Raw genomic sequence first — 22,997 nt, forward strand, 5'->3', positions numbered from 1 at the left:
CTCTCAGTCTATTAGTCTTGTTGCAGCATTGGCATCTTGATGCCCTTTTCCTTAGCCGTTTTAATCGCCAGCTCATAGCCTGCATCAGCATGGCGGACAACCCCCATGCCAGGGTCAGTCGTTAAAACCCGCTCAAGGCGGACTTCCGCATCCTTCGTTCCATCCGCAACAATCACCATTCCGGAGTGCTGCGAATAACCCATGCCGACACCGCCGCCATGGTGCAGAGACACCCAGCTTGCGCCGCCAACGGCATTGATCATCGCATTCAAAATCGGCCAGTCAGAAACCGCATCACTGCCATCCCGCATTGCTTCAGTTTCCCTGTTTGGCGAGGCAACAGAACCTGCATCCAAGTGGTCGCGGCCAATGACGATTGGTGCAGAAACCTCACCCGAAGCAACCATGTCATTGATCACTTTACCAAAACGGGCCCGGTCGCCGTAGCCAACCCAGCAAATCCGTGCCGGGAGCCCTTGGAAGCTAATTTTTTCCTGGGCCATTTTCACCCATTTACATAAATGTTCGTCTTCTTTAAACTCACGGAGCAATGCTTCGTCAATCTTGCGAATATCTTCTGGATCACCTGAAAGGGCAGCCCAGCGGAATGGTCCTTTTCCTTCACAGAATAACGGGCGGATATAGGCGGGAACAAAGCCTGGGAAATCAAACGCGTTTTCCACGCCTTCGTCCTTCGCCACTTGCCGGATATTGTTACCATAATCAAAAGTAACCGTGCCTTTTTCCTGCATTTTCAACATCGCCTGCACATGAACAGCCATACTTTGCTTCGCAAGCTTCACAAAACCAGCCGGGTTTGCCTTACGCATTGCTGCTGCTTTTTCTAATGTAAAGCCAATTGGAAGATAGCCATTTAATGGATCGTGCGCCGAGGTTTGATCCGTTAAGACATCTGGATTGAAGCCTTTTTCAATCATTAAAGGTAACATTTCAGCTGCATTTCCTAATAAACCAATCGATAACGGTTTTCCGGCCGCCTTCGCCTCTTGAGCCATTTTTAAAGCTTCATCAAGGTCAGTTGTTTTCACATCAAGGTAAGCGGTTTCAATACGGCGGTCAATTCTTGTCTCATCGACATCAATCGCCAAGCAAACCCCATCGTTCATCGTGACCGCTAAAGGCTGCGCACCGCCCATGCCGCCAAGGCCTGCCGTTAATGTAATCGTGTGTTTCAATGTGCCGGCATACTCTTGACGGGCAAGCTCAGCAAACGTTTCATACGTTCCTTGGACAATTCCCTGGCTGCCGATATAAATCCAGCTTCCTGCGGTCATTTGTCCGTACATCATCAAGCCCTTTTTATCAAGCTCATGGAAATGCTCCCAATTCGCCCATGCCGGTACGAGGTTGGAGTTTGCCAGTAATACACGCGGTGCATCCTTGTGGGATTTCCACACAGCTACTGGTTTACCAGATTGAATTAATAAGGTTTCGTCGTTTTCCAATTCAAGCAGCGTTTTCACAATTGCATCATACGACTCCCAGTTCCGGGCTGCCTTGCCAATGCCTCCGTATACGACTAAATCCTCTGGTCTTTCAGCCACTTCCTGGTCAAGATTGTTCATCAGCATCCGCAGCGCGGCCTCTTGAATCCAGCCCTTGGCATGTAATTCTGTCCCTTGATAATTTTTAATCACTCGTGGTTTTGCCGTATTTGTTTCCATTATCGCCACTCCTTTTTTATCTTTATTTACCTATATTATAAAAATTAAATCTTCTGAAAAAAACCGTTGAAAACATAGATAAACGGTAGTATTTTTAGCAATAGATAGATAATATGGGCTTGGCAAATCAAGTAAATGATAATATTTTTAGAAATTAGTATTATTTTTATAAAAAAATAGACTCAAGTTTTATACTGAGCCCATCTCACCGTTCAACATAGTCACTTTTTTCATTCGGAACTCTCGCGGTGACGACCCGCTCAGCTCCTTAAAGATTCTGCTAAAATAATTTGAATTTTGGTAACCGACAAGTGCAGATATTTCTTTAACCGGCTTGTTTGTCTCCAATAATAACCGTTTCGCTTCCTTTATCCTGATGCCGGCCAAAACATCTGTAAAGCTTGAGTTTGTGCTCGATGCAAGCAGATGGCTGAAATAGGAAGGATTGCGGTCCACATATTTTGCAACATCTTCAAGACGAAGGCTGCTCTTGGAAAAATTCGCCTCCAAGAACGACATTGCCCGTTCAATCGGATCCTGCTTCAGATTTTGAATGCTTGTTTTGGCACCCACAAAAAGTCTTTGATTAAACAAAATGAGGTTTTGAACGGTCCGATAAAGAACGGTGTCATATAAAATCGAATTGAAAATATAGCGGTATTCCCGATCAAAATCCTGGTCTTCATTGAGGTTATATGTTTTCATGAATCTTCTTACTTGAGCGAGAATACTAGTCAGCCTGATTCTTACTAAGCCCGGTTCTGGAAAAGGATGATTTAACTGTAAAAACTCGTCATAAAGCCACTTTTTTATTTTTTCCAAAGCAAAGTTTGCTAGCATGTCGACCCATTCACGCTGTTCTGGCGGCGTTAAAAAGGGATCGGTGTGAACCCAATCCGGCGGATTGTCAAACTCCACGATCTGCTGATACCCCTTGTAATAGGTGAGCTCGAGCATTTTTCTAGTTTGCAAGTATTTTTGATTTAAGGTAAGTGTTTGGGATTGCCCCTTATGGATCACAATCGCCAGCGGGTCAGAAAACTCCTCCTCCCACCTTCTCATCGCTTTTTGGCACTGTTCTGTTATATTCGGACATGTTTCTTGAAATAAAACGATAACCATATCACTCAAAGGGAGGATACCATGTATATCTTTGAAAGGATATTCCGTTAAATAAGAATGCAGCGTGTCAATTGTTTCGTTACTTTCCGTTTGAAAAGCCGCAATGTGGTAGTTCTCTGTGCTAGCCGCCTGGGAGAGAAATAAGGCTTCATAGGAAATTTCTTTATGATAATAGCTGGAATGGAAGCTTCCACCCGTACTATTTTTTGCAGTTAGTTTTCGTGATGCTTTTTGATAGGCTGATTTTACTTTGGTGGTAGAAAAAGGTTTTATCATCAAATCAAGTGCCTGCATGTCAATCGCCAAGCGCGCCTTTTCAAAGGTTGCTTCCGCACTCGTTAATAATAAAACGGGGGCGTAAATCTGCATCAGTTCTCGAAAGGTTGTCCACTCTTCTTTACTGATCATATCGAGTTCCATTAGGACAACATCAGGTGTTTCTTTCTCAAACATAACGATAAATTCCTGAAAATCCGACGCCAAAAAAATGTTCGTCACAGGAATCGAAGAGGTTTTCAACAGCCATTTTAACCCCTCGCGCTCATTCAAATCCCGATCAGCAATCAACCACTTACCTTCCATAAGGCACTCACCCCTTCCTTTCAATTATACATAAAACCATGAAGCATCACGATATGAATGATTTCTTTCATATGTGTGAACGATAAGAACAAAAACCAAGGAGTGAGACACGTGCGCAGGATTTTTATTTTTGCAGTCATTATTGCCGCTTTCTTACCCGTTAATTTAGCGTTTGCAAACACCTTTGAATGGAATGAACCGGTTCGGGGCATTTACATCAAAGCCGCGAATACAAGTGGTCCTCAGTTCAATCATTTACTAAACCTTGTCAACCGCACCGACCTAAATGCAATGGTTATTGATATTAAGGATGACAATGGCAATCTCACGTTCAATCCTGGAAAAAAATCACCGTACTATGCTGCCAGTCGTCCTTATATTACAAATCCTCGAGGATTGATTCAGACGTTAAATGAAAATCATATTTACCCAATCGCAAGAATGGTTGTTTTTAAAGACAAGGTCCTAGCGAATTCGAACCCTAACTGGACTCTTAAGAACGCGCAAGGGATTTGGCGGAGTTCGCGCGGCGATTCGTTTACCAATCCATTTCATAGAGAGGTTTGGGACTATAATATCGGGATGGCGATTGAAGCTGCTAACATTGGCTTTAAGGAAATCCAATTTGACTATGTCAGATTCCCTGAGAAATTTGAATCGATTGAGGGTCCGCTTTCCTACACTGGAAAAGGGAGCAATCGCGCTGCAGCTGTGACTGAATTCGTTAAATATGCAAAGGAAAAATTAAAGCCTTATGGAGTGAAGATGTCTGTTGATACGTTTGGGAATGCCACGGTGATTCCGGAAGCCAGCGGGATCGGACAGAATTTTTCAGCAATCGCTCAGCATGTGGATGTGATTTCGGCAATGATCTATCCCAGTCATTGGACAGGCAGTTTCGGGATTGCCAAACCTGATTTAGAGCCCTACCGGTTGGTGGAAGAGTATGCAAAGGTTGAAAATAACCGCCTGAAGAAACTTGCGGCACCGCCAACATCGAGGCCTTGGCTCCAGGATTTTACTGCTGCCTGGCTTGGAAAAGGGAATTATAAGGTGTACGGCAAACAAGAAATCGAAGATCAGATTCGCGGCTTGCATGCGCAGGGAATCAATGAATTTTTATTATGGAACGCCGCCAACAGCTATACAAAAAACGTCGATTATACACCTTATTAATAGAAAGGCCAAATACACAATTGATAGGTATTTGGCCTTTTTTCTTGAATCGGCTGGTGGAAAATATGAGTTTCTAGGATTTCGGTTGTCGCCCAGAGAAAATAATCCCGAAAATAACGCCGAAAAGCACCATCATAAAATTGATGGTTCCCGTTGAAAGTGAAAGAAACTTGACAGTCATCCCATACCCATCATGAACCAGGCTAAATAGAAGCTGGTGGAGCATAGGCTGGTAAACAAGGAAATAAGGAATCAGGATAAGTGGAACTGCCCGCCAATTACGGCCAATTAAATATTTGGTGATTAGAAAATAAATAATGGCAAACAAAAAGCCAAACCCGTAAACAAACCAGTTAATATATTGCATAGCGCGGCCCGGCTGATCCATAAACGCCAAAATATTTATGTAAACAACCCAAAAAAGCGCAAATAAAATACCAAGAACCTGTGACCTAACAAAAAACCTCAACTGCAAACCTCCCTTCCCAATAGGAAATAATTTTACCACAACAAGGGTGTCAGGCACCACAAAAAGACATTTGTCCACGTGGAACGGACACCAAAAAAAAGGAAATAATCTTCAGAGAGAAAAAATCTTCAAAAGAAAAAAGGACAGGCGGGTTGTTATTAACAGCCTGCTGTCCTTTTTTAGGTATTTTTTTGTGTGCCGATTAGCCTACGTTTAGGCCGAAGTCTGTGGCGATGCGTCCGAGGCCGCCTTGGTAGCCCGAACCGACTGCAGAGAATTTCCACTCGCCGTTGTGGCGGTATAGTTCCCCAACGATAATGGCAGTCTCAACGGAGAAATCTTCTCCCAAGTCGTAACGAATGATTTCTTGATTGGTATCTTCGTTTACAATTCGGCAAAATGCATTCGACACTTGTCCAAAGTTTTGGCCCCGTGCTTCAGCATCATGAATCGTAATGACGAACGAGATTTTTTCCACCTGAGCAGGAACAGCAGTTAAGCTAACTTTAACCTGCTCATCATCGCCTTCCCCTTCACCCGTGCGGTTATCACCTGTATGTATTACGGAACCATTTCCGCCTTCAAGCTGATTATAGAAAATAAAATCACGGTCTGAAGCACATTTGCCATTAGCATCTAGTAAAAATACACTTGCGTCTAAATCGAAATCGTTGCCGCCATCATAGCGATTTGTGTCCCAGCCAAGACCAACAACGACCTTCGACAAACCTGGATTCGTTTTCGTTAAATCTACCTTTTGACCTTTAGACAATGAGATTGCCATAAAAACACCCTTTCAAATTTTATTTATTTATGTAACTTTCTAATTAAAATAGAAAGCCAATAACAAAATAAACCCACACTACTGATTATAGACAAAAAATATATCAAATCCTAAAATTACAATACCTTTCTTAAGTGTACAAAAATCAGCCATATTTTGCTACCATTATATTCATGATTATCCTGTCATTTCATCTCCAACCAGGTTAAGAGCAGAGAAATTTGGTTAAATTAAGAAAGTCAAACTTCGAATATGATAGTTATGCTATAATGAACTATTAGCAAAACGGGTTTACCGTTTATATTAAGCAGGGAGCGATTCTTTCAAATGATAAAAATTGAAATACCTAATCCGGATATCGTGATTACGAAAAAGAACCAAGTTGGCGAAAAGGTTGAAGCACCGCTAAGCAGTGTATACGGCTTTACAGATTACAATAAGATTCCCAGGGATAAGGGCGGAATCATCTTATTTTTCAACGCTGATGACGAATTAATGTATGTGGGCAAAGCCAGAAAATTAAGACCACGGGTAAAGCGGCATTTTGAAGATACTGTTTCCCCAATTAAATCGTATCGAGATGAAGTTTACAAGATTGCCGTCATTGTTGTCGATAATCCGATGGAGCGAGAAATTTACGAGACCTATGCCATTAATACTCTTCATGCAAAATACAATGTGGACAAGGTTTTCTATAAGTAATTCTCTATAGTGGCAAGTGCAGGTCCGAATCTTCGAAAACCTGCGCTTGTCATTTTTTTTAACTAATATCAGCTATTTTAAGAATCATTTCTTTTTCAATATGACTCGCGCGAATGCCAAATTGCGGCTTCAAAGGTTCTACTTTTTCACCCAATAAAATCTTAATCGCCAGGTAAGGAATATTGATGCCAGAGAGACAACTTACGTGCATTCCCCCGCTCATGCGCGGATTGATTTCCAGCAGCTTCGGCACCCCATTGTTATACTTCACCTGGATATTGAAAATATAGGGCAATCGATATTCATGATGAAACCTGTGTGCCAATTCGATTAGCTCCATGCTTTCAACAAGCTCCCGCACCCTTCCATCCCCCTTCATCCTTGGAATGGCAGCCAGCAGTTCCTCACTCGAAGCAAGGCAATCGATGCTATATTCCCTGCCTTCTAGATACTCCAGAACCATTAGATAGGGAAAGGTTTCCTGCTGAGCTAATATCTCGCAAGCATAGCTGTAGGGAATTCGATAACCAATCCCATGATGAAAAAGCTGATTGATTGACTCGATCTCGTCCTTAATCACGCGAAAGCCGTTTGCCCCTTCCCCAACCACAGGCTTGAAACAAACATTATGGCCTTTTTCCTTAAGGAGCGTGTAAGCCTTTTTAAAATCCCTAACCGTATTGACAACATAGTAGTCAGGAAGGGAAAAAATTTGCGGTCCATTTGATAACACTTGGTATGCGGCAGCTTTATTATCCATCGTCTCCATTAGTTCAGCATCTGGACAGAACAACACCTTGACACCGAGTGCTTCAAATTCCGCGAGCCGTTTAGAAATAAGCACATTTTCTTTCCGGGGAATGAAAATGTCGATCCCATACGTTTTGCAAAAATCAAGACAAAACTCTATATAGTCATGGCCATATATATCGGGTTCCACGAAGGCGAAATCACAATTTTGTAAATAGAGCGCATCTTTATTAGGATGTGTTCCATAGATAATAAATTTCCGCCTATCTTCATTAGCCCGTATCCTATCAATGTAATGCGAAACTGTTGTAAACCAGCGGTTAAACCAAATCTTCATTTTTATCCTCTTTCATGTTGTAGTTCAGACCTTTCCCATTATGCGCCAACTAGAACCATTTTATAATCTTAAATTAGCAATATTATTACAAATCACACAGGGTGTCAGGCACCGAATGAACTTTACATTATCAACCACTGAATGTCCCCTTTACAAAATCCCCAATCTCCTTAATCGCCTTTCTCGCTTCTGGTAAAAAATCTCCACCCATTTGCCAAACATGCCACATCCCCTCCCAAACTTTCAGCTTCACCAAAACCCCAGCATTGCGGGCCGCGGCCGCAAGCATTTCAGCATCACTTTGCAGAATTTCGTGGCTGCCAACCTGGATGAACAACGGCGGGAGACCTGTTAAATCGGCAAACACTGGTGAAATCAGCGGGTGATCGAGCGCTTCCTCTCCGGCATACATTCTGGCTGTTTTCCTCACACCATCCAAGTTCAGATACGGATCAACACTTCCATTTCTCTGGTAACTTTGCCCGCTGCTTGTTAAATCCACCCATGGTGAAAGACAGACAAGAGCTGCCGGAAGCGGTTCATTCTGATCCCTTAACACCAAAGCAGCGGCCATGCTCAATCCGCCGCCCGCAGAATCCCCGGCAAAAATAATCTTGTTTGAATGGTAACCCTGCCCAAGCAGCCAGCGGTAAACACGGACAGCATCTTCAATTGCAGCCGGGAATGGATGTTCAGGGGCGAGCCGGTAGTCCGGTGCAAGCACCTTTACCCCCGCCGCTTTGCCAATCCTAGCAGCCAGCGTTCGATGTGTTTGGACAGAGCAATAGCCATAGCCGCCGCCATGGAGGTAAAGAATCACCTTGTCATCCAGCGAGTCACGATAGGAAAGCCACTCTGCGTAGATTCCCTCGATTTGAAGCGGCTCAACCAGGCAGTTTTCCGGCATCTTTAATCTTTTTGAAGCGGCATCCAGTTTTTGCCGCCTTTCCGCTATCCCTCTTTTTTCTAAACTCTTACCGGCCACGCTCTTAGCCGTAAGTTTAATTACTTTTTCTAAAAAATAACCTTTGAAACTCAGCATGACCCCAATCTCCCTTTCAATCTTTGATTCCATTATTTAAAGATAATAAAGTATAAATTTTTGACTTTGAGAATTGTCTAGCTCCAGCGCCCTAGCGGCTAGTGTCCTTCGCTCTCCGCCCTACGATAAGTCAACATCGAATCGCTACGCTCTTCGTGTTTCCTTTATCTCAGTTGGAGCGCTCCAGGCCATACGCCGCTGAACAGGGCGCTTGCGCTTTTCTTTTCATTATACTGAAAAAATCTATTTTACAAATAAATTCCAGTCGAAAATTCTGCGTTATTTATTTATATTTCAAGATATTTGTAAAAATTCTGTAACAATTTGTCCATTGCGTATTGTACAATTGAGGTAACCGAAAAACGTAATGTGGAGGTTTTTTCGTGAAGCGACTTACTGAGCATCTCATTATTATTTCCTTTGATTGTTTATCAGCCTTAGACTTCCCAATTTTAAAAGACTTACCTCATTTTCAAACCCTATTGAAAAAAGGGGCGTTTGTTGAAAATGTCGAAACGATTTATCCATCTGTCACCTATCCATGTCACGCGACGATTGTAACTGGAAATTATCCGAACCGGCACGGCGTCATCAATAACACCATGTTGCAGCCAGGCAGGCTTTCGCCGGATTGGAATTGGTACCGTGCTTGCATTCACGGCACGACATTATATGATGAGGCGAAAAAGTCTAATTTGACAACCGCCGCTTTATTATGGCCAGTAACCGCCAAGGCGAAGAACATAGACTATAATATGCCGGAGATTTTTGCTAACCGCCCCTGGCAAAATCAAATCCTTGTTTCACTTATGAACGGTACCCCCGGCTATCAATTGGAGCTTAATAACCGCTACGGTCATATCCGCAACGGTTTGAATCAGCCGGAACTGGATGACTTTGTTTTAGCATCCACTGTCCACACCATTAAAACAAAGCAACCGAATTTATTGCTGGTCCACTTTACCGATTTGGACACCCAGCGCCATTATCATGGTTTTTCATCTGAGGAAGCGATCGCCGCAATCCATCGCCACAACGAGCGGCTGGGGAAAATTATGGAAGCCTTGAAGGACAGCGGACTCGAGGAAAACTCAACGGTAGTCGTGTTGGGTGACCATAGTGCTCTCGATGAAAATAAAGCAATCAACCTGAATGTCCTTTTACATAAACATGGACTAATCACAACCAACCCCAAATCAAAACTTATTAATTGGAAGGCTTATTGTAAAAGTTGCGATGGCTCTGCATATATTTACATGAAAGACAAACACGACACCGCGGCATTTAACGAAGTGAAACTTCTAGTAGAGTCCTTGCTCCAGGACCATGAATCGGGAATTGAAAAGGCACTTACCGGTGAACAAGCAGGAGAAAAAGGAGCAGACCGTACTTGTGCCTTTATGCTCGAGGCCAAGAGGGGTTATTATTTTTTAGAAGACTTTGAAGGGGAGTATCTCAAAACCATTTCGCAGGAGGATGTCACCGCAGATAAAAAGTACACCTTAGCCAGCCATGGATATTCACCTGAGAAAGAAAATTACGGCACGATTTTGATGGCAGCAGGCTGCGGGATAAACCCGATTACGCTGCCAAGCATTCGGCTGATTGATGAAGGCCCGACCTTTGCAAGGCTTCTAGGTGTCAGTCTGGGGAATACAGACGGCAGTGTGATTGAAGAACTTTTAAAAAAATAGGCTGTGATAAAGAACATTGTTGATTTTGAACACAATGTTGATTGGAGTGGAAGGCGCGAGACTCCTGCGGGAGCAGCGGGACAGGTGAGACCCCGCAGGCGCTTTAGCGCCGAGGAGGCTCACCGCCCGCCCCGCGGAACGCGAAGCGCCTGGAACGGAAATCAACATTCACTTATAACACAGCAAAAAAATAAAAAGGGGGAACTAGAATGAGTCGAATGTCAAAGCCAGAAAAGAGCTGGGTGTTTTACGATTGGGCAAACTCTGCCTACTCCATTCTCATTACTACCGCCATCTTTCCATTATACTTTAAAGAAGCTGCCAATAAGGCTGGCTTAGCGGGAGCTACTTCCACTGCTTACTGGGGTTATGCTAATTCGTTTGCGACACTGTTGATTTCCCTTTGCGCTCCCATTTTGGGGAGCATCGCCGATTTCAAAGGATTTAAGAAGCGATTTTTCAGCTTTTTCTTAGGTCTCGGAGTTGTCTTTACCCTGCTGCTTGCCGTTGTACCTAGCAATCAATGGCTTGTTCTTTTAATCTGTTATATGCTCACCGTCATCGGTTTTGGCGGAACCAATATTTTTTATGACGCGTTCCTGGTCGATGTGACGACAGAAGACCGGATGAATCAGATTTCTTCAAAAGGATATGCCTATGGCTATATTGGAAGTACTATTCCGTTTATTATCAGCATTGCACTCATCATTTTGTCACAGAAAAACATCATCCCATTATCCGTCCCCGTCGCAAGCCAGGCCGCATTTGCGATTACGGCTTTGTGGTGGGGCCTGTTCACCATTCCGATGTTAAAAAATGTAAAGCAGGTTTATTATAAGGAACGGGTGCCAAACCCAATTAGCAATGGTTTTAAACAACTTTTTGAAACGTTTAAAAAAATTAAGCTTTACCGGCCATTGTTTCTGTTTCTAATCGCCTATTTCTTTTATATTGACGGGGTTAATACAATCATTACGATGTCAACGGCATATGGGTCCGATTTAGGCATTGATACCAACAATCTGCTGATTATCCTGTTTGCTACCCAAGTTGTAGCGGCACCGTTCGCGATTATCTATGGGAGGCTTGCCGATAAATTTAAAGACAAAACAATGCTTCTAGTGGGGATTTTTGTTTATATCGTCATTTGTTCTTATGCCTATTTCTTAAAAACGACTTTAGATTTTTGGATTCTTGCGATGCTTGTTGCCTCTTCACAAGGGGGAATCCAGGCATTAAGCCGTTCCTATTTCGCCAAACTTGTCCCGAAAGAAAATGTCAACGAGTTCTTTGGTTTCTATAGCATCTTTTACAAATTTGCCGCGATTTTAGGACCATTTTTAGTTGGATTTACTGCACAAATGACCGGTAACACCAATAGCGGCGTCTTCAGCCTAATCGTCCTATTCATCATCGGAGGCATCATCCTCCTGCGTATACCGGAACCAAACAATATTTCAAAAACAAATTCAATATCGCACTAAGAAAAGCGCAAGCGCCCTGTTCAGCGGCGTATGGCCTGGAGCGCTCCAACTGAGATAAAGGAAACACGGTGAGCGCAAGCGAACCGATGTTGACTTATCGTAGGGCGGAGCGCGAAGGACACTAGCCGCTAGGGCGCTGGAGCTGGACAATTCTCGAAGTCGACATGATATAAATTCTTATATTTTAAACCAAAGGAGACCCCACCGACTTAGTGAGGTCTCCCTTAATTTGGGAAATGGTGCCTGACACCCACTTCCATTTCATTACTTTTTCATTAATTTTTGGATGGTGACTAGAACTTCATCCAAAACCTCAAAATCGCCATCTTGAATTCGTTCCACCACACAGCTCTTCATATGACCTTCCAGCAAAATTCTTGCGACGCTATTCAGCGCCGATTGAGTGGCGGAAATCTGATTGATCACATCATCACAATACGTATCTTTTTCGATTAACCCTTTAATGCCGCGAATCTGGCCTTCGATACGGTTCAGTCTTGTTACTAAGTTGTTTTTCACTTTATCTGAATGATGACTTTTTCGATGGCTGCCGTCATGGCCGCAACAGGAATCATCCAATAGTTCTTCGTTTTCACCTTGATCAAAAGACATTCAACCGCCCCCTTTTTCTCTTATTATATCATACCCCGGTAGGGTAAAACGATACGATATACTGCCTTTTATTCATTCTAAAAAATCCCGCTAAATATTCTAGAGAATTTTCCAAATCTCTGGTTCTTTACGCTCGCATTTATCGGATGAAATCATTTATAATAATTTCATAACTATCTGAAAGGTGTTGGTTCCATTGGCAAACCAATCTGAAGCGCCGAAAATTTCCGTTAATTCGACGGTATCTTTAAAGGCAATCGTGAAAGCCATTTTCAACGATACCATTCATGTACAAATTGGCGGAAAGATTATTACACTTCCAACAGCAGAATATCTGCTCGAAAAACCAACCCGATAAATCTTTCCTTTATTCAAGAAAGCCTCTCACTTTTAATAAATGAGAGGCTTTTTTGCACTTCACTTCGAAACAAGTGAAGGCTATTTTCGTTGCAGCAGCTGTTCAAAAAAAGGCAGATTAAAACTTCCATTATTTAATGACAGGAGTTCTTCTTTTTCATGTTCAGCCTGTTTAATATCAGATACTTCTTTATGAAGCCGTTCCATTTTTCGATCTAACTCCGCAGCCATTACTGCGGCGTCTTTTAATTCAGCAATCATCCGGTCCGGCACTTCTTTATTATATTTATAATATATTTTATGTTCTAAACTGGCCCAAAAATCCATAGCAATCGTCCGGATTTGCACTTCAACATAGGTTAATTCCTCTCGGTCAGACATGAAAATAGGAATTTCCAAAATCAAATGAAGGCTTTGATAGCCATTCGGCTTTGGGTTTTTAATATAATCCTTATAATCAACAACGCGAACATCCTTCTGTCCGCCAATCATCTTACTCAGTTCATATATATCCGAGATAAAGGAACACGTGATCCGAATCCCGGCAATATCCCTTACATTTTCTTTAATCGAAGCTAAAGAAAAATCATAGCCCTTCCGATATACCTTCTTAAAAATGCTTTCCGGCGACTTAATCCGCGATTTTACATGTTCTATTGGGTTATAGTCATGAATATAATTAAACTCATCTTTTAGTATATTTATTTTTGTATTCATTTCGTCTAATGCAAATTTATAAGCCATTATGAACCTTGTCAGTTCCACTTTCAATGCTTTCAATTCTTTCATATCAATCAATTGCTCAATATTCAATCAGCAACGTCCTCTCCATGGTGTTTGCCGGTTACTATGCTGGATCCGACTTTCTTGGTCCGTAGCTTTTCCAGAACATCTGGTGGAAATACCAAGCGGCATATAGCTCGGTTCAAGATTCATGTTAACATTATTTCACTATAATTCACACCCCTTGAATAATGAAATGAAGGTAACCTGAACATTTTTTTCTATAAAAAAATGATTGGTAATGAAGGAGATTATGATGTTTTTGCGAATAAATTAATGAATCGTTTGTTTATTTCTATGATAGATATGATTTACATTATTTGAAAGGTGTTGATTACTTTGGCCAATCAATCTGACTCTAAAAAAATCGCTGTTAATTCCACCATTTCCTTAAAAGGAATTGTGAAAGCCATTTTCAACGATACCATTCATGTTCAAATTGGCGGAAAAATAATTCCGATTCCTGCTTCTGATTTCCTGATGGAAAAACCAACACAGTCATAGCGTTTTCGTTCCCCCAGAAAGTCCATCACAACCATGGTGGGCTTTTTGATATCTTTAGTAAGTCAAATCCCAACCAAAGAAAGCGATGTCTCGCAAATGAGATAATCGCTTTTTTCTTTATTTTATCATTTGTGCTGCCTTTTATAACAGTCACAGGTGACAATATGGTCATTTACCATGCCAGTTGCCTGCATAAACGCATAACAAATTGTGGAGCCGACAAATTTAAAACCACGCTTTTTTAGGTCCTTACTTAGTATGTCACTTATTTCAGTCGTGGCCGGAACCTCTTTCATCTCGTTGAAGTGATTTTGGATTGGCTTTCCATCAACAAAGGACCAGATATACTTTTGGAATGAGCCAAATTCCTCGACCACCTGCAAATAGGCCCTCGCGTTCGTTATTACCGCGTTTATTTTCAATTTATTTCTGACAATTCCTTCATTATATAAAAGTTCTTCGATTTTATTATCATCGTAATGAATGATTTTTTCAGCTTCAAAATGATCAAAGGCTTGGCGGTAATTGTTGCGTTTCTTTAATATCGTATACCAGCTCAGTCCTGCCTGGGCCCCTTCGAGATTTAAATATTCAAATAGTAAGCGATCATCATAGACAGGTACACCCCATTCATTGTCATGGTAATCGATATATAGTGGATCCTGATTAACCCAGCCGCATCTATTCATTTTTCCCATTCCTCCCATTAAAGTGGTTCATTTCTCTGTAGGGGTTGATGCGTAAATAATGACGCATATCTTTATCCCCTAGATTATTTTTTTCTCTTCTATTTTATCGATTGTTTGTTATTAAAACAATTTTTTGTATACATAAAGAGGCAGGAGCGAGTTCGAAGTGACCGGATTTTCAATAGGAAACCGCTATCAGCCTCTCTATATGATCGGTCGCTCTCTTTTTCCATGCGTTCAATTAACCTAGTATAAAATAAAAACACCCCCAGTCGTAAATCCTTCTAACGACTTTTGGGGGTGTTTTATTTATTCATTATGCCACACGCTCATTCGTGCTGTTACCAGTACTTGCCGATTTTGTAACAAAACTAACTACAAATGTAACAACTAGGTTAATAATAAGTGCGATAACACCAACATTTAAATCCTTAATAAATTGTGGCAAAGCAGGGAATATTGTACCCACTGTTGATGCGCTGATGGTAATATATGCTACTGTAAACACCCCTACAGCGATTCCGGCGAAAGCACCCGCTTTTGTTACGATGTTCTTTTTAGCTAAGCTGAATACCAATGCTGGGAACAATTGTGTTACAAGACTGTAGCCCATTAATAACAAGGTTACTAGTGTATCCCCGCCTTTAAAGGTAAAGTATAGTGCGATGACCGCTACAACAGGTACTAGATTTTTAGCTAATTTTGCTATTTGTTGGTCAGATGCTTTTGGTACAAAAACTTTAAACACGTTTTTCGCAAGTAAAGTAGAAGCTGACATCATAATCATCGAACCTGGAACTATTGCTGTTAATAAGCCAGCAGCCCCAATTAATCCGACTACCCATGGATTAAATGTCTGCATCGAGAGCCTTAATAAGGCGAGGTCACCGGCTGGCCCTTCCAAACCTTTTACCTGAAGGATGGCCGCAAATCCTACAAAGAATACAAATAATAAGACTAGTTGGTATAGTGGCATGATGATCGCATTTTTCCGGAAAACCTTTGAACTTTGTGCAGAATAAATAGATCCGAAAGTGTGCGGCCACATATAGAAACCAAGTGCCGTTAATAGGACTGTGGAAATAAACCATGAAACACTTAAACCAGTATCAGGCAGGGCAAGGAAACCTGGTTTAGCTGCCTCGATTGCTTCAAACATTGGTTGGAAGCCGCCATAATAATGAATAGGCAAATAAATTCCTAAGAATAACACAACACCAAGAATCATGATATCTTTCATTACAGCTGTCCATGCCGAACCATGGATCCCGGAAATCATGACATAAACAGTTACCGAAATGACACCGATCCAAATAGCTGCAGTTGATGAAATGGAACCAGCTGATGCTTCTGAAACGATAATTCCTAAGCCTTTTAATTGCAGGACAAGATAAGGGATAAGAGCTACTACCCCTACAATCGATACAAAAACACCAAGAAAAGGACTTTTATATTTGCTAACGAAGAAATCTGATTGAGACATCAACTTGTTATCTTTGGCGTATTTCCAAATAGCAGGAAGTAACCAATACGACATGATATAAGCTAAACAACCGTAACCTAAGATATAATAGGTTGGACCGCCTTTACCATACGCCCAGCCGCTTCCCCCTAAGAAAGTAAAGGTTGTATAAATTTCTCCTGCCATTAATAAGAACACAAAGATTGTTCCAAAACCACGTCCACCTACTGACCATTGCTCAAGGCTCATGTCCTTGCCCTTTTGTGCCTGTACACCAAGGAAGATAGAAAAGGCTAAAAATCCGAAAATAATGATTAATGCTATATTCATTAGATTTCCTCCTCCTTATTTGCAGGATCAAGCTTATAAACCATTGCCATAATGGCGGAAGTAAGAACAACCCACATAACGATATAAAAGAGAATAAAAGGCATCCCGAACACGTATGGAGTGACTTTATTAGCAAAAGAGATCCCGCCAAGCAAGCCAATAAATGGAATAAGTGCAAGTAGATGTTGAATTTTCATAAAAATAACCCCCAATTGTAATTGCTAGTTTTGCACTTTTATTAAATAGAACCTTTGCTTATTCTCTATTATTCATACAAAGGTTCCTTTAATAACTTAAGCTAAAAACTTAAACGTGGCATGTAGGAATGTTTTGACACCAATTTCTAATGCATCCTCATCAACGGTGAAACGTTCGTGATGATGTGGATAAGTAATACCCAGCTCCTCATTACCCGCTCCAACATAGAAGTAGCAGCCTGGAGCCTTTTCCATGAATGCTGAGAAATCCTCACCGCCCATATTAGGTCTCATCAAATCAAGCGTCTTTTCATCAAATACCTCTCGTACTGTTTCTTCAATCACAGCTGTCACTTCGTTATCATTGATGACTGGACGATAGCCGAATTCATATTTGAATTCGTAATCAGCTTCATGTGCTTCAGTAATCCCCTTAACGATCCGCTCCATTTTAACTGGGATGGATTCTCGCAGCTTTGCATCAAAGCTGCGAACTGTCCCCCAAAGTTTCACAGAACCTGGGATAACATTGTGAGTGGTACCAGCAATAAATTGGGTCACGGAAATAACTAAATTATCCAGCGGATCCGTATTTCTTGCCACGATATGCTGAAGATTGGTTACAACCTGCGCAGCAATGGCGATGGAATCGACGGTTTGGTGTGGAAGTGCTGCATGACCGCCTTTTCCATTAACAGTAATCCAGAAAGTGTCCGGCGATGCCATCATGGGGCCGTAAACGACGCCAACCTTGCCTTTTTCGAGTGGTGACCACAAGTGTGCACCGATCACAAGGTCAACCCCATCCATTACTCCTGCTTCGACCATTTCCTCAGCACCGCCAGGGAAGAGCTCTTCTGCATGCTGGAACAAGAAACGAACTTCCCCTTTAATATACTCCTTCATTCCTGAGAGAATTTTTGCTGTTCCGAGCAGCATAGCTGTATGACCATCATGACCACATGCATGCATGACCCCAGGGTTTTGCGAAGCAAATTCGAATGTGTTCTCTTCTTGGATTGGGAGAGCATCCATATCGGCACGAATAGCGAGGGTTTTACCTGGCTCCGGGCCAATCAAACGTGCCATTACACTTGTTTTTGTCGGGTGAGAAATCTCTAAATTTCCAAAGGATTGTAATGTATCATAAATAAATTGAGCTGTCTTTTCTTCATGGAAAGATAGTTCGGGATTTTGATGCAAATGCCTCCTCCAGCTAATGACCTGTTCTCTAACTTCCTCTGCTAATCGATTAAGATTTACTGTTTCGCTGACACTCATGTTTGTCATCTCCTAGTTTGTTGTCTTTTAGTTTTTAAATTTATCTTCAATTATAGAACTAATCTGAATATTTTTTATTGTATTTTTCTACAAAATTCTTAACAAACAATTTGTGAAAATACACAAAAACGCACACCAAATTCCCTATTCCCTTATCATTACTTATAAAATCCATACATTTTTTAGCGAATTTTGTTACAATAGACAAAAGAAATGAAATGATAGGAATTTTCTAAAATCATCAGATAGTGAGGTGCACTATGAAGCAAACACTTAGCCATCGCCAGCTCCAATCATTAATTCACGTCTCCAATGTAATAAACTCATCGCTAGACATAGACACCATTATTGATTCCATAATGGTACAAACAGTATCGGTCATTGATGCTGCAGGCGGTGGTGTTTTATTCATTTATGACCCTGAACAAGATTTGCTGATCCCTAAGTCTGACAGCAATTTTAAATCTGACATATTAACGGTTCGATTGAAACCAGGTGAGTCCATGACAGGTCTTGCATTTACTGCCCAAAAATGTTTAATTTTTCATAACAGAACGGAAGTGGAAAAAGCAACGGCAACTCTTTCAGAATCGAATCATAAGCTGGTGGATCAATCGATTCCAACACTTACTTATTCTTCAATTTGCGCCCCAATTCTGTTAAAAGGCGAGTGCATCGGAGTGATTACGCTTGATTCATTTAATCCAACACTTCACTTTATTCCGGAGGATATTAATCTATTAACTGCGATTGCCCATCAAGCAGCCGTTGCATTAGAGAAAGCAAACCTTTACCACGAAAAAGAGCAGACTGTGAGGCAGCTTGAATATTTAAATAATACAATCTCTAAACAAAATGAGATGCTATCCCAATCAGTGGATATCCATAATCGACTAGCCGCACTTGTATTATACGGTAAAGGTTTAGATTCCATTATTAGTTATTTGTACGATACGACCGGCCATACGGTTTTGTTATTTGATGATCTCGGCGAATTGATATCTCACGCTTATAAAAATACCTTGTCAGATGATGAATTATTAACCATAACGGATAAAGCGCAGGAGTGGCTAAGAACACCTGGTACAGTCCGTTCATTCCTTGAAATAAACATGAATGAGGAGAATCAGTGTATTACCATCCTTCCAATTGGAGCAAAGGCGTCACTTTTTGGCTCACTTATTATCGTTTCCGCTAAAAAAATGCGTGAAATTGATATTGCAGCATTAGAGCATGCCTGTACAGTCATCTCGCTCGAACTAGTAAAAGATCAAGCCATTTTTGACGCACAAGAAAAAATAAAAGGCGAACTAATTGAAGGTCTTTTTTCCGGTAAAATGGATGGCACCATTTTGCAAAAAGCCAAACAGATGGATTTCGATCCTTTGGGTGACTATTTAACTATTATCATTCGGGTAGATGAAATGGACAATACTCATAAAAGGAACAGCATTATCCGCCATCTTGTCCAATTGGCCAATCGAGTATTTTTGAAAAATTCCTTAAATGGAATAGCCGTACGAAATCACGATCAAATCGTTGTACTGCTAACTTTTCAACAAAAAGTATCACCCACATACGCACATCATCAGGTGAAGGAGCTTGTATCAAAATTTCGGCAGGAAATCCAGATAAAAAACTGGGGAACAACGGTGTCGATCGGCATCGGCAGAATTCATTCAAGCTTATTAAAGGTAACAAAATCTTTACATGAAGCGGCGAAAAGCCTTCAATTCCTTCATAGTTTCGGAAGAAAAAATCAAGTTATCAGCTATAAAGAACTCGGTGTCCAAAGGCTTCTGCTTCAAAATAGCGAGGAGGAACTTATCGATTTTATCAATGAATTTCTAGGACCCCTTTTTGAATATGATCAATCTCGAAAAGGTGAACTCCTCCCTTCGCTTTTTGCTTATCTTGATTACAATCAAAATGCGAAAGAAGCAGCAGAAGCCATCCATGTTCATACAAACACATTAATGTACCGTTTAAAACGGATAGAGGACATTCTTTCCACTGACTTATCGGATAGCCAACAATTTTTAAATATCCACTTAGCGGTAAGCCTTTATCCTTTTTTGAAAGAAAAGCTGACGCAGCACGGGTCATAACGAAATGGCGCCCCTGGATAAAAGGGACGCCTAACTATCTATTTTTCACATGCATCCCCTATATGTACGTTTTTTCCTTTAAACGACAGTAATAATAATACCAAGAATTGTGATCACACATGCTGTTAGTTTTGCGGGCGTAATCCGTTCCTTAAAATAGAACCATGCTAGGAAAACAGCAAATAATGGTGATGTAAACGCTAGTGACACAACAAGTGTTCCATCTGCAAACTTTAATGCCGTAAAAAGACAAATCCATTGGATGATGACTGTCATTCCGCGTAAACTTAAATGTTTATTCAGCCCAGGAAACCACAGCTTTGGCCGGTAAAGCAGATAGGTAATCGCAGCAATACCGCTGGCACGGTAAAAGTAAAGTGTAACTGGATTTACCCATCCATGAACAAGTAACTGCTGCGAAGGCACCATACTCACTCCAAAGACAACTGCTGCAGCAATTCCCAGTAAATTTCCTGGCTTTTTTAATTCAAGAAAAGGTGTTAATGGGTTCCGGCCTTTCAAATTTAAGAAATAGACCCCCACCATGATAAACAAAACAGACACGAGAACAAAGGGATGGAACCCATTTAAGAAGGAATTCGGAATGAACGTGAATAAGGGTGTTAAAGCCATGTACACGGAAAGGACGGATACCTCGATTCGTTCCATTGCTTTAAAGAAGAGCAAATTTCCTGCCATATCTAGGAAGACGACCAATAAAAGTAAGGGAATTGAGACCGCGTTCGCTTTAAATAAATAAAGCCACGGCAATGTTAGTCCGAGAAACAAACCTACGAATGCAAAGGATGTGACAATAAAACTATTATTATCTTTCATTTCCCCAACAATTTTCTTTGCATAAAGTGCATTTAGTGCATTAAAAAAAGAACTAATCAGTGACAAAAAAATCATAAGTCCATTCCTCCTTTTCAATATAACTATTTGATAATTTCGATTTTCTAAATATTTAATAGATTACAACAAAAGAGCGCCGATTAAAAGAAGGAATTTATTATCAACGAAAAAAATTCGTGCTAGCAATAGAAAAAACCGTCCATGTAATGGTACATGGACGGTCGATTACTTATAACTCACCTTTATTGAAAATATCTGTCAAGACAGGAACGATTTGTTTTTTACGGGAAACAACGCCTTTTAATGTGGCGGTATGATTGGTAAGTGTCACATTGTAGGCTTTTTCCACTGCACTTGTTTTGCTTCCTAACGCTAAACCAACTGAATCGTTTGTTAAAATATCCGTTACGACAAACAAGAATAAATCCAAGTTCTTCTTCTCGATTTCTTTCGAGATTACTGCTTCCAATTCCGCTTGAAGGGCAAGAACTTCATTTGGATCAACGGCATTGACTTGAGCAATTTCCACCTTGCTCCCGCCCATTTCAAACTCTTTCGCATCAAGCGAGATGAGCTGTTCCACAGTCTTATCACTTAAATCAGCGCCGGCTTTCAACATTTCAAGGCCGTAGTTGTCAGCGTCAACACCAGCAATGGCCGCTAATTCGCGCGCTGCTGCCACATCTTCAGCCGTACAAGTAGGTGATTTAAACAACAATGAATCGGAAATAATCGCTGATAACATCAATCCGGCAATTTCCGGTTTAATCTCTTTGCCGTTTTCCTTATACATTTTATTTAAAATCGTCGCCGTGCAGCCAACAGGCTCGCAGCGATAATATAAAGGATCACTTGTTTCAAAATTAGCAATCCGGTGATGGTCAATGACTTCAAGGATGCGCACATCCGTAATATCATTGGCACTTTGCTGGCGTTCATTGTGGTCCACAAGGATAACAGCGTTAACTTCCGCCGAAACCTGCTCAACCAAACGTGGAACCTCAGCATTAAATTGATTCAGCGCAAACTCTGTTTCCCCATTAATCTGCCCAAGGCGGACCGGTTCAACGTCCATGCCTAATTGTTTTTTTAAATCTGCATAAGCAATCGCAGAACAAATCGTATCGGTGTCGGGATTTTTATGCCCGAATATAAATACTTTTTCCATGTTACTACTCCCAATCGTTTGAAATTATGTAGGACAAGCCAAAACAACTGATAATGGCCCACCTGAAAATTATATATTATTCTGGTGAAGGATTCAAAAAAAAAATTTATAAACTGAACCCTTGCTTTTCAGCCGCTCCGCGGAGCCGTTTGATTGCTTGCGAGTGGAGCTGTGAAATACGGGATTTATGAACGTCTAATACTTTGCTTACATCTGTTAAACTTAAATTTTCGTAATAGACTAAGGACAAGACCAGTTTTTCTCTATCTGGCAGCGAATCGATCAGTGCTGCTAATTGCTGTTTACGTTCTTTTGCTTCTATCCATTCCTCTTGTTTTTGAAAATAATGGTCCTCAATCTGGTGATAGCTGGGAGCCTCAATTCCATCGTCAGCCATTGGCTCATCAAGAGAGTCCTGTTTAATCGAAGATATTTGGATGAGTGTCTGCTCGTATTCCGCAGCCGGCATTCCTAGATATTTACTCATTTCCTCAGCAGAAGGCTTCCTTAGCAGGACTTGCTCTAACGTTTCCAAGGCTTCGCGGATTAACTTTTCCTTTTTTCTTAGGGAGCGGGAAGCATGATCTGTTTGCCGGATGCCATCAAGGATTGCGCCGCGGATGCGCTGAACGGCATACGTTTCAAATTTAACGCCTTGTTTCGTATCAAATTTAAGGCTGGCATCCCATAATCCCACCATCCCAGACGAAAAAAGTTCGCCTTCATCCGCCTGATCCGATAATTTTTTTTTCATCTGAGCGACAACCATTTTAACCAATGGAATATATTTATCAAGCATCTCTTCCATTATCAAATCCCCCATT

Annotated in this window: 22 protein-coding genes; 7 read left to right on the plus strand and 15 right to left on the minus strand. The window is 41.2% G+C overall.

The features are described from left to right. Positions 1–11 precede the first annotated feature (11 nt). Positions 12–1,685: a urocanate hydratase gene (hutU, locus tag ACIQCO_RS17770; RefSeq protein WP_400430711.1), complete on the minus strand. Its 1,674-nt coding sequence runs from the start codon at positions 1,683–1,685 to the stop codon at positions 12–14. A gap of 189 nt (positions 1,686–1,874) precedes the next feature. Then, positions 1,875–3,389, minus strand: a complete 1,515-nt coding sequence (locus ACIQCO_RS17775) for a helix-turn-helix domain-containing protein (protein ID WP_400430713.1) — start codon at positions 3,387–3,389, stop codon at positions 1,875–1,877. A gap of 111 nt (positions 3,390–3,500) precedes the next feature. Between ACIQCO_RS17775 and ACIQCO_RS17780 the strand changes: the two genes are divergently transcribed. Continuing rightward, positions 3,501–4,565 (plus strand): putative glycoside hydrolase, encoded by a 1,065-nt coding sequence (locus ACIQCO_RS17780; protein ID WP_400430715.1) that lies wholly within the window; start codon positions 3,501–3,503, stop codon positions 4,563–4,565. Positions 4,566–4,638: 73 nt separating this feature from the next. Here the strand turns inward: ACIQCO_RS17780 and ACIQCO_RS17785 are convergent, their stop codons facing one another. Beyond that, positions 4,639–5,034: a hypothetical protein gene (locus tag ACIQCO_RS17785; RefSeq protein WP_400430717.1), complete on the minus strand. Its 396-nt coding sequence runs from the start codon at positions 5,032–5,034 to the stop codon at positions 4,639–4,641. A gap of 202 nt (positions 5,035–5,236) precedes the next feature. After that, a complete protein-coding gene (locus ACIQCO_RS17790; protein ID WP_400430719.1) occupies positions 5,237–5,818 on the minus strand; it encodes a TerD family protein in 582 nt (193 codons plus the stop codon). A gap of 327 nt (positions 5,819–6,145) precedes the next feature. On the opposite strand from ACIQCO_RS17790, the gene ACIQCO_RS17795 reads away from it, so the two are divergent. Continuing rightward, entirely contained in the window at positions 6,146–6,520 is a 375-nt protein-coding gene (locus ACIQCO_RS17795) for a nucleotide excision repair endonuclease (protein WP_400430721.1), read from the plus strand. A 58-nt stretch (positions 6,521–6,578) separates the two neighbouring features. On the opposite strand, the gene ACIQCO_RS17800 is transcribed toward ACIQCO_RS17795, so the two are convergent. Beyond that, on the minus strand, positions 6,579–7,607 hold the full coding sequence (locus tag ACIQCO_RS17800; protein WP_400430723.1) for an ATP-grasp domain-containing protein: 1,029 nt from the start codon (positions 7,605–7,607) through the stop codon (positions 6,579–6,581). A gap of 130 nt (positions 7,608–7,737) precedes the next feature. After that, positions 7,738–8,649, minus strand: a complete 912-nt coding sequence (locus ACIQCO_RS17805; RefSeq protein WP_400430725.1) for an alpha/beta hydrolase — start codon at positions 8,647–8,649, stop codon at positions 7,738–7,740. Between the two features lie 383 nt (positions 8,650–9,032). Between ACIQCO_RS17805 and ACIQCO_RS17810 the strand changes: the two genes are divergently transcribed. Continuing rightward, entirely contained in the window at positions 9,033–10,343 is a 1,311-nt protein-coding gene (locus tag ACIQCO_RS17810; RefSeq protein WP_400430727.1) for an alkaline phosphatase family protein, read from the plus strand. Positions 10,344–10,552: 209 nt separating this feature from the next. Beyond that, positions 10,553–11,827, plus strand: a complete 1,275-nt coding sequence (locus tag ACIQCO_RS17815) for an MFS transporter (RefSeq protein ID WP_400430729.1) — start codon at positions 10,553–10,555, stop codon at positions 11,825–11,827. A 264-nt stretch (positions 11,828–12,091) separates the two neighbouring features. Here the strand turns inward: ACIQCO_RS17815 and ACIQCO_RS17820 are convergent, their stop codons facing one another. After that, positions 12,092–12,439 carry a metal-sensitive transcriptional regulator gene (locus ACIQCO_RS17820; RefSeq protein ID WP_400430731.1) on the minus strand — a complete coding sequence of 116 codons (348 nt, stop codon included), beginning with the start codon at positions 12,437–12,439 and terminating at the stop codon, positions 12,092–12,094. 196 nt (positions 12,440–12,635) lie between these two features. Here ACIQCO_RS17820 and ACIQCO_RS17825 point away from each other — a divergent pair, with 196 nt between their 5' ends. Continuing rightward, positions 12,636–12,797 (plus strand): hypothetical protein, encoded by a 162-nt coding sequence (locus ACIQCO_RS17825; RefSeq protein WP_169803148.1) that lies wholly within the window; start codon positions 12,636–12,638, stop codon positions 12,795–12,797. A gap of 80 nt (positions 12,798–12,877) precedes the next feature. Here the strand turns inward: ACIQCO_RS17825 and ACIQCO_RS17830 are convergent, their stop codons facing one another. Then, positions 12,878–13,585 carry a GTP pyrophosphokinase gene (locus ACIQCO_RS17830; RefSeq protein WP_400430867.1) on the minus strand — a complete coding sequence of 236 codons (708 nt, stop codon included), beginning with the start codon at positions 13,583–13,585 and terminating at the stop codon, positions 12,878–12,880. A 333-nt stretch (positions 13,586–13,918) separates the two neighbouring features. Here ACIQCO_RS17830 and ACIQCO_RS17835 point away from each other — a divergent pair, with 333 nt between their 5' ends. Next, on the plus strand, positions 13,919–14,083 hold the full coding sequence (locus ACIQCO_RS17835) for a hypothetical protein (RefSeq protein WP_400430733.1): 165 nt from the start codon (positions 13,919–13,921) through the stop codon (positions 14,081–14,083). Positions 14,084–14,208: 125 nt separating this feature from the next. Here ACIQCO_RS17835 and ACIQCO_RS17840 read toward each other — a convergent pair whose 3' ends face one another. The 4 genes from ACIQCO_RS17840 to ACIQCO_RS17855 form a co-directional block, all read right to left on the minus strand. Next, positions 14,209–14,772 carry a DNA-3-methyladenine glycosylase I gene (locus ACIQCO_RS17840; RefSeq protein WP_400430735.1) on the minus strand — a complete coding sequence of 188 codons (564 nt, stop codon included), beginning with the start codon at positions 14,770–14,772 and terminating at the stop codon, positions 14,209–14,211. A 316-nt stretch (positions 14,773–15,088) separates the two neighbouring features. Further along, on the minus strand, positions 15,089–16,564 hold the full coding sequence (locus ACIQCO_RS17845; RefSeq protein ID WP_400430737.1) for a sodium:solute symporter family protein: 1,476 nt from the start codon (positions 16,562–16,564) through the stop codon (positions 15,089–15,091). After that, on the minus strand, positions 16,564–16,761 hold the full coding sequence (locus ACIQCO_RS17850) for a DUF3311 domain-containing protein (RefSeq protein ID WP_400430738.1): 198 nt from the start codon (positions 16,759–16,761) through the stop codon (positions 16,564–16,566). Before ACIQCO_RS17850 ends, ACIQCO_RS17845 begins: the two co-directional genes overlap by 1 nt. A 96-nt stretch (positions 16,762–16,857) precedes the next feature. Continuing rightward, positions 16,858–18,042 carry a M20 family metallopeptidase gene (locus ACIQCO_RS17855; RefSeq protein ID WP_400430740.1) on the minus strand — a complete coding sequence of 395 codons (1,185 nt, stop codon included), beginning with the start codon at positions 18,040–18,042 and terminating at the stop codon, positions 16,858–16,860. Between the two features lie 260 nt (positions 18,043–18,302). Between ACIQCO_RS17855 and ACIQCO_RS17860 the strand changes: the two genes are divergently transcribed. Then, positions 18,303–20,150, plus strand: coding sequence for a helix-turn-helix domain-containing protein (locus tag ACIQCO_RS17860; protein WP_400430742.1), 1,848 nt, complete (start codon positions 18,303–18,305; stop codon positions 20,148–20,150). Between the two features lie 78 nt (positions 20,151–20,228). Here the strand turns inward: ACIQCO_RS17860 and ACIQCO_RS17865 are convergent, their stop codons facing one another. The 3 genes from ACIQCO_RS17865 to ACIQCO_RS17875 all read right to left on the minus strand — a co-directional run bounded on the left by ACIQCO_RS17865 (position 20,229) and on the right by ACIQCO_RS17875 (position 22,981). Then, the gene (locus ACIQCO_RS17865; RefSeq protein WP_400430744.1) at positions 20,229–21,062 is read right to left on the minus strand and encodes a DMT family transporter; all 834 of its coding nucleotides are present in this window, start codon (positions 21,060–21,062) and stop codon (positions 20,229–20,231) included. 172 nt (positions 21,063–21,234) lie between these two features. Next, positions 21,235–22,173: a manganese-dependent inorganic pyrophosphatase gene (locus tag ACIQCO_RS17870; protein WP_400430746.1), complete on the minus strand. Its 939-nt coding sequence runs from the start codon at positions 22,171–22,173 to the stop codon at positions 21,235–21,237. 106 nt (positions 22,174–22,279) lie between these two features. Continuing rightward, positions 22,280–22,981: a FliA/WhiG family RNA polymerase sigma factor gene (locus tag ACIQCO_RS17875; protein WP_400430748.1), complete on the minus strand. Its 702-nt coding sequence runs from the start codon at positions 22,979–22,981 to the stop codon at positions 22,280–22,282. Positions 22,982–22,997: the final 16 nt, after the last annotated feature.

Origin of the sequence: Neobacillus sp. NPDC093127 (genome assembly GCF_044754175.1) — a bacterium.
GTDB lineage: Bacteria > Bacillota > Bacilli > Bacillales > Cytobacillaceae > Neobacillus.

Coding starts and splice junctions, on each gene's coding strand:
- hutU (WP_400430711.1), bottom strand. CDS start 1,685: ATGGAAACAAATACGGCAAAACCACGAGTGATTAAAAATTATCAAGGG.
- ACIQCO_RS17775 (WP_400430713.1), bottom strand. CDS start 3,389: ATGGAAGGTAAGTGGTTGATTGCTGATCGGGATTTGAATGAGCGCGAG.
- ACIQCO_RS17790 (WP_400430719.1), bottom strand. CDS start 5,818: ATGGCAATCTCATTGTCTAAAGGTCAAAAGGTAGATTTAACGAAAACG.
- ACIQCO_RS17795 (WP_400430721.1), top strand. CDS start 6,146: ATGATAAAAATTGAAATACCTAATCCGGATATCGTGATTACGAAAAAG.
- ACIQCO_RS17800 (WP_400430723.1), bottom strand. CDS start 7,607: ATGAAGATTTGGTTTAACCGCTGGTTTACAACAGTTTCGCATTACATT.
- ACIQCO_RS17805 (WP_400430725.1), bottom strand. CDS start 8,649: ATGCTGAGTTTCAAAGGTTATTTTTTAGAAAAAGTAATTAAACTTACG.
- ACIQCO_RS17815 (WP_400430729.1), top strand. CDS start 10,553: ATGAGTCGAATGTCAAAGCCAGAAAAGAGCTGGGTGTTTTACGATTGG.
- ACIQCO_RS17820 (WP_400430731.1), bottom strand. CDS start 12,439: ATGTCTTTTGATCAAGGTGAAAACGAAGAACTATTGGATGATTCCTGT.
- ACIQCO_RS17830 (WP_400430867.1), bottom strand. CDS start 13,585: ATGAAAGAATTGAAAGCATTGAAAGTGGAACTGACAAGGTTCATAATG.
- ACIQCO_RS17840 (WP_400430735.1), bottom strand. CDS start 14,772: ATGAATAGATGCGGCTGGGTTAATCAGGATCCACTATATATCGATTAC.
- ACIQCO_RS17845 (WP_400430737.1), bottom strand. CDS start 16,564: ATGAATATAGCATTAATCATTATTTTCGGATTTTTAGCCTTTTCTATC.
- ACIQCO_RS17850 (WP_400430738.1), bottom strand. CDS start 16,761: ATGAAAATTCAACATCTACTTGCACTTATTCCATTTATTGGCTTGCTT.
- ACIQCO_RS17855 (WP_400430740.1), bottom strand. CDS start 18,042: ATGAGTGTCAGCGAAACAGTAAATCTTAATCGATTAGCAGAGGAAGTT.
- ACIQCO_RS17860 (WP_400430742.1), top strand. CDS start 18,303: ATGAAGCAAACACTTAGCCATCGCCAGCTCCAATCATTAATTCACGTC.
- ACIQCO_RS17865 (WP_400430744.1), bottom strand. CDS start 21,062: ATGATTTTTTTGTCACTGATTAGTTCTTTTTTTAATGCACTAAATGCA.
- ACIQCO_RS17870 (WP_400430746.1), bottom strand. CDS start 22,173: ATGGAAAAAGTATTTATATTCGGGCATAAAAATCCCGACACCGATACG.
- ACIQCO_RS17875 (WP_400430748.1), bottom strand. CDS start 22,981: ATGGAAGAGATGCTTGATAAATATATTCCATTGGTTAAAATGGTTGTC.